Annotated in this window: 14 protein-coding genes and 1 pseudogene; 6 read left to right on the top strand and 9 right to left on the bottom strand. The window is 59.5% G+C overall.

Annotated features, from left to right (window positions below):
• Window positions 1-4: 4 nt before the first annotated feature.
• Window positions 5-5,275 (bottom strand): NEL-type E3 ubiquitin ligase domain-containing protein, encoded by a 5,271-nt coding sequence (locus AC07YV_RS01195; RefSeq protein ID WP_102700433.1) that lies wholly within the window; start codon window positions 5,273-5,275, stop codon window positions 5-7.
• 248 nt (window positions 5,276-5,523) lie between these two features.
• Here AC07YV_RS01195 and AC07YV_RS01190 point away from each other — a divergent pair, with 248 nt between their 5' ends.
• Window positions 5,524-6,651, top strand: coding sequence for a sensor histidine kinase (locus AC07YV_RS01190; RefSeq protein WP_102700432.1), 1,128 nt, complete (start codon window positions 5,524-5,526; stop codon window positions 6,649-6,651).
• A 114-nt stretch (window positions 6,652-6,765) separates the two neighbouring features.
• Here AC07YV_RS01190 and AC07YV_RS01185 read toward each other — a convergent pair whose 3' ends face one another.
• The gene (locus tag AC07YV_RS01185; protein WP_007979663.1) at window positions 6,766-7,071 is read right to left on the bottom strand and encodes a chaperone modulator CbpM; all 306 of its coding nucleotides are present in this window, start codon (window positions 7,069-7,071) and stop codon (window positions 6,766-6,768) included.
• Between the two features lie 27 nt (window positions 7,072-7,098).
• A complete protein-coding gene (locus AC07YV_RS01180; RefSeq protein ID WP_015093265.1) occupies window positions 7,099-8,046 on the bottom strand; it encodes a DnaJ C-terminal domain-containing protein in 948 nt (315 codons plus the stop codon).
• Window positions 8,047-8,343: 297 nt separating this feature from the next.
• Here AC07YV_RS01180 and AC07YV_RS01175 point away from each other — a divergent pair, with 297 nt between their 5' ends.
• Window positions 8,344-9,618 carry an Hsp70 family protein gene (locus tag AC07YV_RS01175; protein WP_102700431.1) on the top strand — a complete coding sequence of 425 codons (1,275 nt, stop codon included), beginning with the start codon at window positions 8,344-8,346 and terminating at the stop codon, window positions 9,616-9,618.
• A 117-nt stretch (window positions 9,619-9,735) separates the two neighbouring features.
• Here the strand turns inward: AC07YV_RS01175 and AC07YV_RS01170 are convergent, their stop codons facing one another.
• The 3 genes from AC07YV_RS01170 to AC07YV_RS01160 form a co-directional block, all read right to left on the bottom strand.
• Window positions 9,736-10,749, bottom strand: a complete 1,014-nt coding sequence (locus AC07YV_RS01170) for an AI-2E family transporter (RefSeq protein ID WP_015093263.1) — start codon at window positions 10,747-10,749, stop codon at window positions 9,736-9,738.
• Between the two features lie 256 nt (window positions 10,750-11,005).
• A complete protein-coding gene (locus tag AC07YV_RS01165) occupies window positions 11,006-11,314 on the bottom strand; it encodes a PsiF family protein (RefSeq protein WP_102673139.1) in 309 nt (102 codons plus the stop codon).
• 64 nt (window positions 11,315-11,378) lie between these two features.
• On the bottom strand, window positions 11,379-12,173 hold the full coding sequence (locus AC07YV_RS01160; protein WP_102700430.1) for an AraC family transcriptional regulator: 795 nt from the start codon (window positions 12,171-12,173) through the stop codon (window positions 11,379-11,381).
• A gap of 98 nt (window positions 12,174-12,271) precedes the next feature.
• Between AC07YV_RS01160 and AC07YV_RS01155 the strand changes: the two genes are divergently transcribed.
• Window positions 12,272-13,159 carry a DMT family transporter gene (locus AC07YV_RS01155; RefSeq protein WP_102700429.1) on the top strand — a complete coding sequence of 296 codons (888 nt, stop codon included), beginning with the start codon at window positions 12,272-12,274 and terminating at the stop codon, window positions 13,157-13,159.
• Between the two features lie 10 nt (window positions 13,160-13,169).
• Here the strand turns inward: AC07YV_RS01155 and AC07YV_RS01150 are convergent.
• The 3 genes and pseudogenes from AC07YV_RS01150 to AC07YV_RS01140 form a co-directional block, all read right to left on the bottom strand.
• A pseudogene (locus AC07YV_RS01150) lies at window positions 13,170-14,051 on the bottom strand (esterase/lipase family protein); the annotation flags it as partial.
• A 107-nt stretch (window positions 14,052-14,158) separates the two neighbouring features.
• A complete protein-coding gene (locus AC07YV_RS01145) occupies window positions 14,159-14,464 on the bottom strand; it encodes a DMT family transporter (RefSeq protein ID WP_007979676.1) in 306 nt (101 codons plus the stop codon).
• Window positions 14,465-15,103, bottom strand: a complete 639-nt coding sequence (locus tag AC07YV_RS01140; RefSeq protein ID WP_102700428.1) for an FMN-dependent NADH-azoreductase — start codon at window positions 15,101-15,103, stop codon at window positions 14,465-14,467.
• Between the two features lie 109 nt (window positions 15,104-15,212).
• Between AC07YV_RS01140 and AC07YV_RS01135 the strand changes: the two genes are divergently transcribed.
• From AC07YV_RS01135 to AC07YV_RS01125, 3 genes are all read left to right on the top strand, one after another.
• A complete protein-coding gene (locus AC07YV_RS01135) occupies window positions 15,213-16,127 on the top strand; it encodes a LysR substrate-binding domain-containing protein (RefSeq protein WP_173900818.1) in 915 nt (304 codons plus the stop codon).
• Between the two features lie 213 nt (window positions 16,128-16,340).
• Window positions 16,341-17,123 (top strand): hypothetical protein, encoded by a 783-nt coding sequence (locus AC07YV_RS01130; RefSeq protein ID WP_256358830.1) that lies wholly within the window; start codon window positions 16,341-16,343, stop codon window positions 17,121-17,123.
• A gap of 87 nt (window positions 17,124-17,210) precedes the next feature.
• The gene (locus AC07YV_RS01125; RefSeq protein ID WP_102700426.1) at window positions 17,211-17,885 is read left to right on the top strand and encodes a hypothetical protein; all 675 of its coding nucleotides are present in this window, start codon (window positions 17,211-17,213) and stop codon (window positions 17,883-17,885) included.
• Window positions 17,886-17,920: the final 35 nt, after the last annotated feature.

The following is a 17,920-nucleotide window of genomic DNA, read 5'->3' as shown; positions in this document are numbered from 1 at the left end:
GTGATTACTGAACGGATTCAATCCGCAACCGATCCAGCTTGGCCCGAATCATCGCTTCCCGTGTCAGTTTTTTCAGCAACTGCGTAATCTGCAGATCGATGTCATCCAAGGCTTGAACATATTCCTCGTCAGTCATCAGCTTGCCGTTCGCAAAGTCAGTTTCACTTTTGCCCAACTCACTGCACAACCCCTTGATTTCCGCCTCCACCGCCGCCTTTCCCTCGGCGGTGAGCCGCGTACCTTCGGCCCTGCGCTGCAACGCATCCTGCAAATCGATAGTGGCGTCGATCCTGCGCTTCAAGCCGTTCAATTCCTCGCGGTAAGTCGTCTCCAGCCAGGTTCGCCAGAGCGGTTGCTCGAAGAGGCGATCACTCAGCAGATCACCTTCCTCCAGCGCCTTGATCCGCTGGAACGCTGCTTCGGTCATTTCCTTGCTCACACCGGCGATGTTGCGAAACTGCATGCCCCGCGCCTGCCACGGCAAATCCAGACGCTCCGCCAGATCGGTCATGTAGGCCAGGTGCACTTCCACTTCATCGATAGTGCCGATCACATCGCCATTGGCGTCGTAGCGACGGAACCCTTCGCCGTTAGCCAACCGCGCAGACACCCGCTGACGGGCAATGGCACCCAGCTCATCGAGCCGGGACTTGCCCAGGGCCAGTTCCAGCAATTGCGCCTCGATCAGGTCCGCACGCACCAGGGCGTAGGCTTCGTGCACCAGCACCTGCACGCCCATGGCATTGAACAGTTGCGTGCCGCCATCCACGCACTCGGTGGGCGTTGCCGCCTCGTTGAACAGTTTGCTTCGCAGTTCAGTGTCGCGGGCCATGGCTTCGAGCATGCGCCAGACCTTGGTCGTCAGTTCCGTCTGATAGTCACCGCCGGCCTTGAAGTCGGCGGACTGGGTGAGCTTGCGCAGTTCATTGAAAAACGGCACCGAACCAAACTCGTCTTCGACCTCGTTCCAGATCTCCTGTTTTTCCTGCCATTGCCACTCGGTCATGCCCATCCACCAATCCGCGCTGTCGAGCAAGCCTCGGGGTGGGTATGGGCGGTCCGGGTCCATGCCGACCGACTCGATGTACAACCTGAGGGTGTCGAGATTTTCCGGCGATATCCAGTGCGGCTCCCGGCTGATCACCGTGCGGGCCAGCAGCTCGGCGCGAAACGATCCGGGCGCGACCTGCGGTATCCGGCTGATCGGATTGCGGCTCAACTCAATGAAGATACTGCGTGGCCGCGATTGGGAAAACAAACCGACAGGCCAACTGTCCAGTCCGGCATCGCTCAATACCAACACCTGCAAATGCGGCATCCGGCTGACATCGGGAATGAGCTTCAGCGGGTTGCCGCGCAACGCCAACGACCTCAGACGTGTCAGATTCTTCAGGCGATCAACTGCCACTAGATCCAGCTCGATGCGGTTGTCGTTGAGGAACAGGTCGGTGAGATGACGCATGTCCTTCAGTACCGGCGGAACAGCCGTCAGCAGATTGTCTTGCAGGTTGAGGTAGCGCACCTGATGGAACGGCTCGAGGAACGACAGGTTCCCGGAACGCAACTGCCCACCGCGCAGACTCAGGCTGGTGACATGATCGAAGTTGGCCTCCAGCCTCGGCAGGGTTTCCAGCAGTCGGCTCAGCCTGGGAATGTTGTCCAGACTCAACGCCTGCGGCCGCACAACCCCGTAAGCCTCGATGCCCTCCGGCCCGGTGCGCTGCCAGCATTGCCTGAGCGCTTTGTAGATGTTGTTTCGCGCATGCCACTCCGCCACGCCCGCCGGGGTAAAACGAGCGGATTGCGTCGGCGAATTCATCCAGCGTTGCAGGGCACGGTTCAATTGGTTGAACTCGGCCTCCAGCACGGTCAGCCGTGCATGCACCGCCCCTTCGCCCTGACCGAAACCCGCCAGCAGTGTCTCGACTTCCTCCGAGGTAAAATCCGGATACAGTGCATGAGCCCGTCGTCGCAGGCCTACGCCTTGCGGTGCTTGTCGGGCATAGCCACGCATGCCGCCACGCAAGCGCATGACGCTCGGGTCGTAAGCCGGCCTGGTGATCGGGTGGTCCCGCAGAATCGGCTCGAGCCGGGATCGATCCAGCGGCTGCGCCCTGACCGCTTGCTCAAGACGTGAAGACTCGTGAATTTCAAAGCCAAGCGCTGTGCGCTCGGAGTCGGGCAAGGCATGCAGCACCGCCGCGTACAGATTGTCCGCACCGTGCAGATGTTGATCGTTGCCGTCCCGTGCCTCGTATTGGCCATCCTCACCCAGGACCAGCACTTTGCGGGTCGTCGCGTCGACGGGACCGAGACTGTCGGTCAGTGATCCCGTGAATGAATACTCACGGATTTCCAGACGCAGATCCGCCGGCCAGCCCGGCAATGCGGCCAGCGAGTGCAGCTCCAGGCGTGCGGTATCGCGATTGTGCAGTGCGTCGAGGTACAGGCCTTCATATGCCCGTGTCACACGCAGTTGTTCCGCTGCCTCCCGAGCTTGTTGAGCCAGTCTCAACGGAACACGTTTTTTTTCGTTCAAATGCTGCACATCCGAGGGATGCGCTTCACTCAGCAACGCCTGCGCCTGACTGACAGAGATATCAGCCCCATCATCCATGAGCATCTTCACCAACGGATCGTCCGACCGACTCCGGCGCTTGTACAACAGGTCGAACAACTGACTTTTGCGCTGACGCGCCAGCGCCGCCCATTGATCACAAAGTGCCTGGACACGTTTTGCTTGTTCACCGGAATACCCTTCTCCAAGCAGTTCGCGTAGCGCTGTTTCGTCAAGGAAACCGACCACTCGTTCAGGCAACTCACCCGCAAGCAGTTCAGACCAGGTCATCTGCAAGGTATTGGTCGCTGACGCATTGGCGTAGCCTTCCTTGATCGATACACCGGTCAGGCCCGGTCCCTGGAAGACTTCAATGGCCTTGTCGCCGGGCCAGCCGCGCAATTCCGTCATGAGTCGAAGCGAGTAATCCGCCCAATCGTTACTGATCCGATGGGCCAGAATCTGTTGCACACCGGCTTCGGCATCGGCATGGGCCTTGAAGCGCTTGAGGGTATCGACCAATGACGCGGGCGGAGTTTCATGCTCGACATGGAGCCGGCGCAAGGTGTTTTCATGTACGCCGCTGGCAGTCAAAACCTGCTCCAGGGTCTCATCGGAAAGCCCCTCCACCGAAGCGCCCAGACGCCTGAGCACTACACGCCGATCCCATTCGAGCGGTTGATCGAGTTCGGTCTTCCAGCTGCCGGCACCGTTGTGCTCCAACAGCGGCTGATAGGCATCGGCGCGAGTCGGGTGTTGCAGCCGATGCTGGCCGGTTTCCGGGTCTTGCCTGACGGCATAGCATTTGTCATCGAGGCGTAGCAGGTCTTGCTCTTGATAACGGTACAGCCCAGTGTCACCAGCCTTCGCCCCATCGGGCAATGTGATCGATTGCTCATAGGGCACAAGGTCAGGGTTCCACAACCGCTCCTTGCCGCCGACTTCCACTGGTTTGAGCCCCTCGACAAACGGAGACACCTTGATCGGTGCGACAACGGGGCCGGGCAACACATGTCCGGCGCCCATCAGTGCCAATTGCGCGAAGTTGATCAAGACCCCGTTGAAGTACGCCGAAGCCTGTTCCTTGTCACCCTTGCTCCAGTCCTCGACGCCTTCGGCAACCTCGGCGAGCATTTGCGCGACCATGATGCCAAGCATGGCTTCCCCCAGCCCCGGCACCAGCATTGCGGCGAAATTGAAAACATTCCAACCGATCGACAGGTAACCGGTCAGGCGCTTGAAGCGGGCGTTGGCATCCTCGTCGCCGGTCGGTACGGCGATCAGCCGGGCATCGGCGATGGCCTTGTCACGGCGCTCCAGAAAAAGCGTGACCCACAGCTCATCGCGGATCTGGTTGGTCACCGGTTCCGCATCGGGATTTTCGACCGCCGTTTCACGCCACCACGGGCCCATGTCCAGCGGTTCGCGCTCATGCCAGGTATAGGTGGTGAGACGCTCTTTGACCCGGGCGAAAAACAGCCCCTTGTCCTTCTGCGCCACAAACCGGCTGAAAAAGGCCTGGTAATCCGTATTTCTCAACTGACCCAGGAGCGCCTTCATGAACGCGGTCAGTGAGGGATACTCCTTCAACGGATGGTCAGGATCATCGGGCACATAGGCGATCAACGGACCGCTTACACGACTCTGTTGATAGATATCGTCGCGGCGCAACAGTTCATCGCTCAACCCCTGCGGCCCATTGGCGAAGAAGGCTTGCAGCAGTTTGAATTGATCGTATTCCCGGCCCGGAAGAACAGGGACGCGGTGCGACCAGTCGATCCAGAATCTCAACAGCGCCGGCGTCAGCGCTTCAATGTCGCGCTTTATTTGCGATGGCTCGCTGACCGCGCTGAACAACACGATGCCGGTCAACCGAAAACCCATCAGCGACAAGCGATGAGCATGCAACGGCCGGTCGTACAGCGTGACGTTTGCCTGCCCCTCACGCACCTGGCCCAGTTTGACGTAGGCATGGTCACTGATATCGCCCTTCAATCGGGCAATCAGTGCGGCCACATGAAAGGCCGCCTGTTCACTGGCCACCGAGTCTTGTTGCAAGGTTCGCTGTGCTTGCGGGGTATCGGGCAACAGGATGGACTTGATGTGCCGCTGGTATTGCCCGCCGATGTCCACCCTGCGGCACAAGGCGGCAAAATCCGGCAGGGCAATCGCCGGCTCCAGGCTGAGACTGCCCCGGCTGTCCTTACGGTAAATACCGGAGCTGTTTCGGAACGCCCCTTCGACGGTTTCAGCTTCCTCGAAGTTGTGCAGTGCCGCCTCCAGCAAGGTGGACTGGCGGACGCGACTGGCGCCGGTGTCGATGCCGAATATGATCGTACTGGGCACCTCGAGCTGCACGCTGAGTTCGTCGACGCGTTCAACGGAGCTGAAATTCGCCTGCAACATCTCACTGACCAGTGGTTCGGCGAAGGCCTCAATGTCGTGTTGCAAGCTGCCCAGGGTTTTGTCCAGTACGCCCTGCACACGCCAGCGCTCCTCGATCAACTGCTTCAGGTATTGGCGGTCAATGGCCCGTGCGCCGCTGTACCACTCGGGCAACGCCGGCTTCAGGGTTTCGAGGGATTTGAGCCTTGCAAGCGGGGCATTTTTCAGGGCGCCCGGTATCCCGTCGACTACGCGACGGTAATGCACGCCCTGGTGTTCGACGCCTGTGGTTTCAATGGTTTGCTGTGAATGGCTTCCATGCAATTCAGACACTGTTACATCACCTTGATGGCTGGATTTGAACCCACAGCTTCGCCAACCCAACCGCCAAACAAAAGCCCAAAAAACCGCTGGGCCGCCCCTGAAAAAAGGCCTCCACCGTTCGAAATTCAAAGAGCCTTCAATACATAAGTACCGCCACTGAGGCCTGGACTTATGCCACCGAACGAGCGGTCGTGTTTTTTCCGGCAAAGGGACTACTATTCGATTCGCTGTCCCCGATTCATGCTCAGGTAACCGCCATGCGTCTTTCCGAATTCATCGTGCTACAGGTTGATCGCATCGTCGATGAGTGGGAGCAGTTCGCCAAAACCATCACCCCGGCCGCCGAGTCCATGGACAGCGCCGCCTTGCGCGACCATGCCCGGTCGATCCTGCTGGCCGCGGCCCGAGACATGTGCAAGCCCCAGACACCCTCCGAACAAGCGGCCAAGGCACGCGGCGAAGGCCCGGAGAAAACCCCGAGCCTCGACGAGGCCGGTGCCAGCCATGGCGAGTTGCGCCATACCGTGGGTTTTGATCTGGTGCAGATGACCAGTGAATTCCGTCATTTGCGCGCCTGTGTCATCCGCCTGTGGGTCAATAGCCTGCAATCGCCTGACCTGGCCTACTTCCAGGACATGATCCGCTTCAACGAAGCCATCGACGAAGCCCTGGCCGAATCCACCGCCGCCTATGCCGAAATGGTCAACCGCTCCCGGGACATTTTCCTCGCGATCCTCGGTCATGACCTGCGCGCGCCCCTGCAGGCGGTGAGCATGTCCACCGAAATCCTGCTGCGCAAAGCCGCACTGGAAGGTGATGCGCTCAAGTGCGCGATCAATATCCAGCGCAGTACCGGGCACCTCGCGGTGATGGTCGGGGATTTGCTGGAACTGGTGCGCAGTCGCCTGGGCAAGCACTTGCCGATCGAACCGGCGCCCATGGAGCTGGCCGAAGCGGCACGGGACGCGATTGCGCGGGCCTGTGCCGGTCAACCGGAGTGCGATCCAACCCTGACGGTACAGGGTGACACCCGCGGTACCTGGGATCCGCGCAGGGTCGATCAGATGCTGCAAAACCTGATCGGCAATGCCTTGCAACATGGCTCGAGCAAACGTGAAGTGACCTTGACCCTCAAGGGCGAGGCCGACAGCGTTCGGCTGACGGTGCAGAACGACGGAGTCCCCATCCCCGGCGATGCGATCGCGACCATTTTCGACCCGCTGGTGCGCAGTGCCAGCGAAGAGCTCGGCGAGCCCACTACCAGCCTTGGGTTGGGGTTGTTTATCGTCAAGGAAGTGGTCGACGCCCATCAGGGGACGATTGAAGTCAGTTCCAGTGAGAGGGATGGCACGACCTTTACCGTGGTGTTGCCACGCAAAACCTGAAGCACCCCCTGTAGGAGCTGCCGCAGGCTGCGATCTTTTGATTTTGCTTTTGAAGTTTTGCATCAGCAGGAGCAATGAAACACAAGATCAAAAGATCGCAGCCTTCGGCAGCTCCTACTCGACCAGCAACCGCCCCAAGCGCTGCTTGAGCATGCGGTTCTCGGCCCTCAGCTGCTGCACCTCTTCGAGCAGGTCCAGCGCCAGGGCGACGCCTTCCCACTCCAGGTCAAGGTCGCGCCGCAGCTTGGCGGCGCGCTTGGCCAGGGTCAGCTCATAGTCGTTGAAAACCCAGTCCTTGGGCTGAGCGCCCTGAGGTTCGAGGATGCCGTGCTCGACGATTTCGATCACGTAGACGTCCGACAGCTCGGTCGCCTCACAGAATTCTGCCATGTCCAGTTGAACGATCAGGGGACTGCTCATTGTCAGTGACTCCTTGGTTCTAAGGGATCAAAAATGCTCTCGCGGGTCGAACGCGGCTTTTTTCGCCAGCTCCTGCCACAGGGCCTTGATGTCATCGTCGGATTTCTTCGGCATCACGGCCTTCAATTGCACGAACAGGTAACCGCGCTCACCGGCCTTGTTCATCAGGCCATGGCCCTTGGCGCGCATGCGCTGGCCGTTCTGGCTGCCGGCCGGCACCTTGAGGTTGATCTTGCCGGTCAGGGTCGGCACGGCGACTTCGGCCCCCAGCGCCAGCTCCCACGGAGCCAGTGGCAAGGTGATGATCAGGTTATCGCCTTCGACGTCGAATTTCGGGTGCGGCGCGAAACGGATCGTCAGGTACAGGTCGCCATTGGCGCCGCCACCCACACCCGGAGCGCCCTGCCCCTTGAGGCGAATGCGCTCGCCGTCGGCCACACCGGCCGGAATCTTCACGTTCAGGCTTTTGCTGGTGTTGCTCACATGCTGGCCAGCCGCGTTGTACTGCGGCACCTGGAAGGTGACCTTCTTCGATTCGGTCGACAGCGTTTCTTCAAGAAAAACCCCAAGCTCCATTTCCACGTCCTGCCCTCGACGTCCGGTGCTGCGACGCGACTGTCCACCACCATTGAAACCAGGCCCACGGTTGCCGAAGATCGAACTGAAGAAGTCCGAGAAATCGCCCGTGTCCTGGCCACCGCCACCAAAACCGCCACGGCTCTGCCAGCCCGGTGGTCCCTGGAATGGCTGACCGTGCTGGCCATAGCGGCGCAGATCATCGTATTCGGCGCGTTTGTCGGCGCTTTTCAGCGCTTCATAGGCTTCCGAGGCGTCCTTGAACTTGGCCTCGGCGTCCTTTTCCTTGCTGACGTCAGGGTGGTATTTGCGCGCCAGCTTGCGATAGGCGGCCTTGATCGCCTTATCGTCTGCGGTCGGCTCCACACCGAGAATCTTGTAATAGTCTTTGAAGTCCATCGCGGGAATCACCATCCGTTATCAAATCGCGCCACGGGCCACAGCATGCGCTTGTTTGCAGCCGTTGGTTTGACCGATCTCAAATTTGTGACCGGGCGGCGCAGCAGAAGTTTATCGGCAGCCGGCGGGGCTTCTTGCGAGCACGCCCGCCGCTGTCCGGTTGATGCAGGGTAGTTTGGGGGGGATGCCCCATCTTTCAAGGCATTGTTTGCGAAGAATTAGCAGATAACCGGCCTTCGAATCTGGCGCGCACTGGCATACACTGCGCGGCCGTTTTTTAACCGGAACCTGAAAGACATGAACAACGCATCTCCAGCCCGTGCCGTGGGTATCGACTTTGGCACGTCCAACTCCACCGTCGGCTGGCTGCGCCCCGGCGTGGAAACGCTGATCGCGCTGGAGGACGACAAGATCACCCTGCCGTCAGTGGTCTTCTTCAATATCGAAGAACGTCGCCCGGTGTACGGCCGGCTGGCGCTGCACGAGTATCTGGAAGGCTACGAAGGCCGCCTGATGCGCTCGCTCAAGAGCCTGCTGGGTTCCAAGCTGATCAAGCACGACACCAGCGTCCTCGGCACGGCGATGCCGTTCAAGGACCTGCTCGGGCTGTTCATCGGCCAGCTCAAGAGCCGTGCCGAAGCCGCCGCCGGTCGGGAATTCGAAGAAGTGGTGCTGGGTCGCCCGGTGTTCTTCGTCGATGACGACCCGATGGCCGACAAGGAAGCCGAAGACACCCTGGTCGACGTGGCCCGCAAGATCGGTTTCAAGGAAGTCTCGTTCCAGTTCGAACCGATTGCCGCGGCATTCGACTACGAGTCGACCATCGAGAAAGAAGAGCTGGTACTGATCGTCGACATCGGCGGGGGTACGTCCGACTTCTCCCTGGTGCGTCTGTCGCCGAAGCGTCGTGCTGTGGATAACCGCCAGGACGACATCCTCGCCACCGGCGGCGTGCACATCGGCGGGACCGACTTCGACAAGCAACTCTCGCTGGCCGGCCTGATGCCGCTGTTCGGCTACGGCAGCCGGATGAAGAGCGGCGCCTACATGCCCACCAGCCATCACATGAACCTGGCGACCTGGCACACGATCAACTCGGTGTACTCGCAGAAATCGCAACTGGCCCTGGGCAGCATGCGCTACGACATCGAAGACACCGGCGGCATCGATCGCCTGTTCAAGCTGATCGAACAGCGCGCCGGGCACTGGCTGGCGATGGAAGTGGAAGAAACCAAGATCCAGCTGACCCACGCCGACAACCGCCACGTGCCGCTGGACCGCATTGAAGCGGGCCTGAGCGTGGACTTGAGCCGTGCGCTGTTCGAGTCGGCCATCGACAACCTGCTGGAGCGCGTACGCAACAGCGTCACCCAATTGCTGACAGACGCCGATGTTCGGGTCGATCAGGTCGACACGGTGTACTTCACCGGCGGTTCGAGCGGCATTCCGGCGCTGCGCAACAGTGTCTCGGCGATGCTGCCGAAGGCGCGGCATGTAGAAGGGAACATCTTTGGCAGTATCGGCAGTGGTTTGGCGATTGAGGCTGCGAAACGCTACGGGTCGATGGACTGATCCAGAATCCTTGGCGCGCCCTTCGCGAGCAAGCCCGCTCCCACAAGGACAATGCATGACCTGTGGGAGCGGGCTTGCTCGCGAAGACGCCAGCTCAGACAACAAAGATCCAGCAGATCAAACCATCCCCACCTGCTTCAACTCACTCTTCAGATACGCGTAGTAAATCGGCCCCGCCACCACCCCCGGCAGGCCGAACGCGGCCTCGAACACCAGCATCGCCAGCAGCAACTCCCACGACTTGGCACTGATCTGCCCGCCGACGATGCGCGCGTTGAGGAAGTATTCGAGCTTGTGGATAACAATCAGGTAACCCAGCGCCGCGACGGCGACCCAGATCGACAGCGACAGACCGACGATGGTGATCAGGGTGTTCGACATCAGGTTGCCGATCACCGGCAGCAGGCCGAGCAGGAACGTCAGCACGATCAGGGTTTTGGTCAGGGGCAGCTTGATGCCGAACATCGGCAGGATCACCGCCAGGAAAATACCGGTGAAAATGGTGTTGAGCAGGGAAATCTTGATCTGGGCGAACACGATGTTGCGAAACGCCTGGACCAGCAGGTGCAGACGATCAAACAGCGCCGCCGCCAGCGGTTTGCGCTTGGTCAGATCCGGCACACGCTGCAACGCAATGATCGCACCCAACACCATGCCGATCAGCAAGGTCACGAACATGTGTGCCGCATCCTTGCCCACCAGTTGCAATTCGCTCAGGTGCTTGCTGACCCACTCGCCAATGGCCACACGGAACTCGGCGGCACTGGCCGGCAGATAGGCGTCGATGAACGGCGGCAGTTGCCCGCGTGCACGGTCGACCACCCCCATGAATTTGTCGAGGGAGGCGCCGGGGTTTTCCGCCTCGTGCAACAGGAAGCTGAAGGCACCGGCAAAGATCAGCGACAGTACGCTGACAATCAGCGTCCCCAGCAATGCCACCGCCAGCCAGCGCGCACGCCGGCCTTCGATCAGCCGTTGCAGTTGCGGAGTGAGCATGTTGACCAGTTCGAACACCAGCAACCCGGCGAGCAGGCTCGGCAGCAACCGTAGCGGCAGGACCAGCAGCAGCCCGCCAAAAATGATGACCCAGCTGATGACCAGCAAAACTTGACGCTGAGAAAACGTTGGCATACAGCCTCAAAAACGAACGGCGTAAAAAGGATTGGCAGTCTGCCAGCGATCCGGTGCGAGCACTAGGATTGTGTGGATCGACCTTGGTCGGGGGCTGGGCAAATTTTTACATTCCCCAGGCAGCCCATACATCGCCGATCACCTGTGGGAGCGGGCTTGCTCGCGAGGGCGCCATCACCTTCAACATTGTTGTGACAGGTACACCGCCTTCGCGAGCAAGCCCGCTCCCACACTCGACTGAGTTGATCCCTGTGAATTATTTTTTCTTCAGGCAATCGCTCATGAAAGCCTTGCGCTCATCACCTTTGAGGGCTTTGGTGGCGGCGTCGGCGTTGCAGGTTTTCATTTTCTCTTGCTGCGGCGTCAAGGCCTTGCCGGCATCGTTTGCCGCCGGAGTAGCCTTCAGGCAGGTGCTCATGAAGGCTTTGCGCTCGTCGCCCTTGAGGCTCTTGGCCGTGGCGTCGGCATTGCAGGTAGTCATCTTTTCCTGTTGGGCTGTGGCGGCGAAGCCCTGGGAGCAGAGCAGCAAACCGATCATCAACAAAGGGACACGCAACATCTTCATGGAGTTTTCTCCTGGTCGCCACACCGAGGGGCGCGGCCTCGTACTGGAGTGTAGACAACCCCTGTTACACCTTCCTGTTCTCCAGATGGCTGCGCCGGTACTGCTCCGGCGTACACCCGGCCTGGCGCTGGAACATCGCGATAAATGCCGAGCCGGTGCTGTAGCCCATGTCGAAAGCGATTTCCTGAATGCTGCGCTGGCTGTCCAGCGCTTCGATCGCCGCCAGAAAACGCAAGCGCTGGCGCCACTCACCGAAGCTCATGCCCAGCTCCCGCACGAACTGCCGCGCCAGGGTGCGTTCGCTGACATGGATGCGTGCGGCCCATTCCGCCAGCGGCCGGTTATCCCCGGGTTCGGCCTGCAATGCTTCCAGAATCCCCAGCAATCCGGGGCTGCTGGCGTAGGGCAGATAGCACTCGTGCACCGGGGCCTGTTGCAGTTGATCCACCAATACCTGGGCCAGGCGCTGGTCGGCGGCCTGCTCGGGAATCTGCACGTCCCGGGCGGCGAAGTCCTTGAGGATCGCCTTGAGGATGTCGCTGATGGCCAGGGTACAGGCTCGCGACGGCAGATCAGCGCACACCTTGGGCGCCAGGCACACGGCGCGGTAGTTGACCGGTTGGTGGCTATAGAAGCTGTGCTCGATCTGTGGCGGCACCCACACCGCGTATTGCGGAGGCGACATGAAGCGGCTGCCCTCGACATCCATGTGCAGCACGCCGTGGGCTGCATATTCCAGCGTCCCCCAGGGATGCCGATGGGGGGCGGCGTATTCGTGGGCGTCAAAATCGGCATAGCGGAAGTACACCGCCGACGGCAGTTCGCTGAAATCCAGCAGGTCGATGTGTTTACTGCTCATGCTGTCCGTCATCAGGGGCGAGTTGTCCGAATCGAAGTATAGGCTTGCATCCAGACAAGCGGATAATTGCACTTCATTAACGTTCTGGTTTTTTCCCGATGCAATACGCTTATCCCCTGCTGGCCATTTTCATCTGGGCCGGCAATACCGTGATCACCAAAATGTCGGCCGGGGCGATCTTCCCCGCCGAGATCGGTTTCTACCGCTGGCTGCTGGCCGGGTTGCTGTTCACGCCCTTCATGCTCAAACCGGTGCTCGCCCATTGGCCGCTGATCCGCCCGAAACTGGGCAAGATCTTTGTCCTCGGTGTTCTTGGCATGGCGGTCTATCAAAGCCTGGCGTACTTCGCCGCGAGCCTGACCTCGGCCACCAACATGGGCATCATCCTCTCGCTGATGCCGCTGATGTCGCTCGCGATGGCGATCATCAGCCTCGGCCAGCGCCTGACCATGGGCGCCCTGGCCGGTGCGGTGCTGTCGTTCGCCGGCGTCCTGGTGGTGGTGTCGTCCGGTAGCCTGGGCACATTGCTCGAACACGGGGTCAACCTGGGCGACGCGATGATGCTGATCGCCACCCTGGCCTACGCGGTCTACAGCACCCTGTTGAAAAAATGGCAGCTGAAACTGCCGCCGCTGGTGCTCCTGTATCTGCAGGTGCTGGTGGCCGTGGTGGTGCTGTTTCCGCTGTTCCTCGCCTCACCGAAAGTCGGCCCGACCCTGCAGAACATTCCGCTGGTGCTGTACGCCTGCCTGCTGGCTTCGATGGTCGCGCCGTTGGCGTGGATGCAGGCGGTGGTACGTTTGGGTCCGAGCCGGACCACGCAGTTTTTCAATTTGCTGCCGTTGATCACCGCATTGATTGCAGCGGTGGTGCTGCATGAACAACTGGCGATGTATCACCTGGTGGGCGGGGTGTTGACCTTGGGTGGGGTGATTGTTTCCGAGCGTTGGACGACGGTGTTGGGGCGTAAGGTCGGCGTTGCCTGATTGAAAAGATCGCAGCCTGCAGTCGCGCCGCATGCTCGACAAACAACCGGACCGGCGCAGCCCCCTTGCCCACCAGCCCCAGCGACTGATTGACGATATCGAAGTGATCCAGCGGATACTCATCGCCAATCACCGTGCCCAGGTGCGAGCTGTAGCGCCCGACCATGCCGTCGCAATGCCCGGCTTCACGGACGAAGGTTTTGGCGAACAACCGGCAACTGCGGTTAGTGCCGTCCAGCAGATTGCGCCCGCGATCGGTGATGCCCGGCTGCAAGGTGCCGGACCAGGAGTAATAGCGCACGCCATTGACCTCTTCCGGCCCCTGACCGCCCCAGGTTTCAGGCAAGCCCTGTGGATAACGCTGGTTGAACAGCCCGACGCCAGCGGTGGTGAGAGCGTGATGGGAGGCATGGATATCCACCGGCAACTTCGGCCCGTGGTAACCGGTATCCAGCCACCCCATCAGCGTGCCGACCATCCGCAGCAAAAAGCTCAGCAGACGACCGCGCAGGCTGTCATGGGGATAGTGCTGATGCAGGTAATCAGCGAGTTCCGAACCGTGGTTCGGCCCCGCCACCGAGGTCACCGATGCCACCCGATCCGGGCGTTTGGCCGCGGCGTAACGGGCGGTCAGCGAGCCCTGGCTATGGCCGATCAGATTGACCTTGTCGGCCCCGGTTTCCCGCAGGATTTCGTCGATACGCGCCAGCAATTGCTCGCCGCGTACTTCGTTCGAATTAAGCGGCGAGACCTGCACGGCGAACACCACGGCCCCACCACGGCGCAGCGCCTCGACGATCCCGTACCAGTACGGATAAAGCACCAACCGGATGAACCCGAGCATTCCCGGGACCAGCACCAGCGGGTAGCGCGGGGCAGAACCTTGCGACATGGGTGGACATCCTTGTGGTCGGGTGGTGACGCAAGGCGCAATGCAAGACATCCGCCAAGTTACGCCTGCGAAGATGACAACTCGACGACAAGTCTATGTCATCCGCCCTACTTCAACCCCGCCACACCCGCCACGATCAGCCCGACCGAGACCAGTTTGATCACGCTCAGGCTTTCCCCCAGCAGCGCGAACCCGAGAAACACCGTGCCCAGCGAACCGATAGCGGTCCAGATCGGGTACGCGATGCTCACGGGTAACTCGCGCATGGCCAGGGTCAGGAAGTAGATCCCGCCCACAGCGGCCACCACCGTGATCAGCGAAGGCCAGAGCCGGGTGAAGCCCTCGGCGTACTTCATGCCCATGGCGAAGGTGACTTCGAACCCGGCGGCGACCAGCAGAAACACCCAGGCCATCTAGAACTCCCCGGCCAGCGCCAACAAGCGCTGCTCAGCCTCGGCGGCAGAGATCTCAAAGCTGCGTTCGGCGGACTCCTCGCCCTCGGCAGCCACCACTGTGACATCGGTGATGCCGATGAATCCGAGCACCGTGCGCAGTAGCGTGTCGGCATGGTTCATGGCTTCCAGCTCGCCGCCCGGACCAAAACCGAAGCCGCCACGGCTGGTAATGATCAGGGCTTTTTTACCCTGCACCAATGGCTCGTACTGGGCCACGCCATTATCCAGTGTGTGATCGAAGGTCACCCCCACCCGCACGATCTGATCGATCCAGGCCTTCAAGCCGCTGGGAACGCTGAAATTGTGCATCGGTGTGGAAATCACCAGTACATCATGACCAAGCAGTTCGCCGACCAATTCGTCGCTGAGCGCCAGGTCGGCCTGCATCGACAGCGGCCGAGCGTCGGGCTCGGGGTAAAACGCGGCGGCCACGAATGCCTCGTTGACCGGCGGGATCAGCGCCCGGCCGACTTCGCGGCGAGTCAGTGGCGAGTGTGGATGACGGGCCTGCCAGGCCGACAGAAACACTTCGGCCAAACGCCGGGAGTGCGAACGATCGCCACGGGGGCTGGCATGAACAGCAAGAATTTTACTCATCTGTCTCTCCTCAGGGCTAAACTCAAACGGTTTGTGGCTTGCAGCTTGAAGCTCGTGGCTACACCCATTCAAATGAGTAAAAATCAGCCAAGGTGAATCTATTTCACCTGTGGAGTGTTCAATGTTCGCCTCGCTGCCCTTGACCGCCCTGCGCGCCTTCGAATCCGCCTCACGCCTGTTGAGTTTCAAGGCCGCCGCCGAAGAACTGTCCGTCACCCCGACGGCGGTGTCCCATCAGATCCGCTCCCTGGAAAGCTGGCTCGGCGTGCCGCTGTTCGAACGCCTGCCACGCCAGGTGCGCCTGACCGAATGCGGCGAACGGCTGTTCCAGAGCCTGCACGGGGCTTTCCTCGAAGTGGCACAAAGTGTCGATACCCTGCGCCCGCAACGCAGCGGCGCCAACCTGACGGTCTCCACCACCGCAGCCTTCGCCGCGCTGTGGCTGGTGCCGCGCCTGGGACGCTTCTATGCGCGCCACCCGAACATCAGCGTGCGCCTCGACACTCATTGCGAGGTCATCGATTTGCATCAGGACGCCAGCGTCGATCTGGTGCTGCGCTACAGCCTCGACGACTACCCCAACCTGTACGGCCAGTGTCTGTTCGATGAGTCCTTCGGTGTCTACGGTTCGCCCGAACAAGTGGCGCTGGCTTTGAATCGTGCCCCGACGCTGATCAGCGTACGCTGGCACAACTCCAGACTCTATGCCCACGGCTGGGAGGCCTGGTGCGCGCAATCGGGCGAAACCTGGCTGAGCGGTCGGCCAGCGGTGCGCGAATACGACGAAGAGCATTACGCCCTGCAAGCGGCGATTGCCGGGCAGGGCCTGGTGCTGGCGAGCAATATTCTTGTTTCGGAAAGTGTGGCCAGTGGGTTGCTGGTGCCGTATCGGGGTGACGTCCAGGTCGAAGGCGCCGGGTACAGTGCCCTGTGTGTTCCGGGGCGCGAACGTCATCCGCCGGTACGGGCGTTTTTTGGGTGGTTGCGTGAGGAGGCGTTGGCATCCGGTCATTCGTTGCGATGAACGTTCATCGACTACCGACGCAAATAACGACAGCGACAATAGTTACCAGACACCAAACATACTGATCACAAATTTAAACCAGACCAACTCCCCGCACCAAAAACAGCAACGCACGATATTTATCACGTTACAACCACACTATGGACTAAACCCTCCAACCCCTTATATTAAACTGACAGACAAGAAGTCTGGAAAACATATAAAGGACTAACGATGATGCACATTGAACAACAACTTGAATTTCTCGACAGCCTGCCCGCCCTGCCTGCTCGACGTACTGCCTACACTCAAACACTGCAGACCATTCGAAGCGTTTCCGACGACCTTCCAATCGATCCAGACAAGGAAAGTGGCACCGTCGGCCCGGACATGATGAACATCTATGTACCCGGCGTATCGGTGCAAAACCGTGAAGATGTCGACAACTGCAAATTACTGATGCAAAACGCGGCATCGCAAAAATACGACATGGTTAAAGAGTTGCATCAGTGGTACAAATTTTACACAGAAGGCCTGCGTACCCTCGGATGGACGATCAACAAGCTTTACGCTCAGGACAGAATCATTGAAAGAACCGGACTTACCATGGACGCCGTCGCTTTTGAAATACTTCAGAATCTGGTCCAGGGAAACGCTCCTCGCCTGGCAGCACTGGCTGGCAAAGCCGTGGAGGGAGTGAAAGGTGAGGACGGCCTGATCCAGATCTACAATCGTAACGCTCAAAAAGGTTATCAAGCGGTATTTGATATTTCCCCAGTCTGGCAAACCCGGGAAGGCTCTCCGATGATGATCCTTAGCTGTACTAGTGTGGATGTCAGGGAAAGTACTCGCGGTATTCTTTGGTGGAAATCGACAACTAAATCCACCGCCGTAAAATCGCAGGCAACGCCGGTTTACCTCAACACTCAAGTCTATGCGCGAGTGCGCAACAAAGTGCTTGAGAAACTGGGTAATGCTGCTGACGAGTACCTCGACAATATCCCGGGCTTTCAGTAACACCTAAACTTTAGATTAGCACTGGGACCGACCCACACTGACGGTCTCAGTGCCACACTTACCTCACTTTTTTAGCTTGAGGCCAATATGAAATCATTATCATCCGAGACTTACATCATCGATGGCAATATCACACTTTTTTTAGGCAAACACTCCGATCAATTCAAAAAGGACATTCTGCACTCCAGCTTACTGGCACAACTACTCGCTGACAGTACTCCAGACAAGTGGCTAACATCGTACAGAACCACACTTGAAAAATTGCACTGGACACTTAATGGCTTCAAGAATCACACGCTTCCAAAAAGTTCATCCAGCCTGTTCAGCATTGCATCCACGGTACTGGCTGATACATTACAAAAAGAGCAACTGCAACAACTGAGCGGCGCGCTTTCAAACATTGCACAACTACCCAGCGAATCACCTGCCCTCAAGGCACTCCTGAACAGGATTCAAACAGAGATCGCGCCCAGCCACGGAGAAGGCTCGCTTACCGTGAGCACGCTGTTGACAATCGTCTGCGAAAACAAAAAAACCATCTCACTTCAAATTTCCCTCGAAACGACTCGCCCCGTAGACATCAGCTTTCTTAGGCAACCGCTCCCTGAAGCGGTCATACAGAGCGATATTGAGACCAGCTTATGGACCACCTATTTGTCCGAAGACAAGTACGCCAAAATCAGAACTCAGGTTGTCGGTAAACTTGGCAGCAAGCCTCAGACTCATCTGTTCCAGATTTTTGAATCAGATCCAGCAATCTGAGCCCCCGTTGAAAACGCCTGCAGCATGCCGCCCTC

Source organism: Pseudomonas sp. GW456-E7 (assembly GCF_059424105.1).
Note: the sequence above shows the minus strand (reverse complement) of the source record. Positions and strands in the feature narration are given on the sequence as shown.

What these genes read in the sequence shown, in the direction of transcription:
- AC07YV_RS01190 (WP_102700432.1), top strand. Translation starts at nt 5,524, where the DNA reads ATGCGTCTTTCCGAATTCATCGTGCTACAGGTTGATCGCATCGTCGAT.
- AC07YV_RS01185 (WP_007979663.1), bottom strand. Translation starts at nt 7,071, where the DNA reads ATGAGCAGTCCCCTGATCGTTCAACTGGACATGGCAGAATTCTGTGAG.
- AC07YV_RS01180 (WP_015093265.1), bottom strand. Translation starts at nt 8,046, where the DNA reads ATGGACTTCAAAGACTATTACAAGATTCTCGGTGTGGAGCCGACCGCA.
- AC07YV_RS01175 (WP_102700431.1), top strand. Translation starts at nt 8,344, where the DNA reads ATGAACAACGCATCTCCAGCCCGTGCCGTGGGTATCGACTTTGGCACG.
- AC07YV_RS01170 (WP_015093263.1), bottom strand. Translation starts at nt 10,749, where the DNA reads ATGCCAACGTTTTCTCAGCGTCAAGTTTTGCTGGTCATCAGCTGGGTC.
- AC07YV_RS01165 (WP_102673139.1), bottom strand. Translation starts at nt 11,314, where the DNA reads ATGAAGATGTTGCGTGTCCCTTTGTTGATGATCGGTTTGCTGCTCTGC.
- AC07YV_RS01160 (WP_102700430.1), bottom strand. Translation starts at nt 12,173, where the DNA reads ATGAGCAGTAAACACATCGACCTGCTGGATTTCAGCGAACTGCCGTCG.
- AC07YV_RS01155 (WP_102700429.1), top strand. Translation starts at nt 12,272, where the DNA reads ATGCAATACGCTTATCCCCTGCTGGCCATTTTCATCTGGGCCGGCAAT.
- AC07YV_RS01145 (WP_007979676.1), bottom strand. Translation starts at nt 14,464, where the DNA reads ATGGCCTGGGTGTTTCTGCTGGTCGCCGCCGGGTTCGAAGTCACCTTC.
- AC07YV_RS01140 (WP_102700428.1), bottom strand. Translation starts at nt 15,103, where the DNA reads ATGAGTAAAATTCTTGCTGTTCATGCCAGCCCCCGTGGCGATCGTTCG.
- AC07YV_RS01130 (WP_256358830.1), top strand. Translation starts at nt 16,341, where the DNA reads ATGATGCACATTGAACAACAACTTGAATTTCTCGACAGCCTGCCCGCC.
- AC07YV_RS01125 (WP_102700426.1), top strand. Translation starts at nt 17,211, where the DNA reads ATGAAATCATTATCATCCGAGACTTACATCATCGATGGCAATATCACA.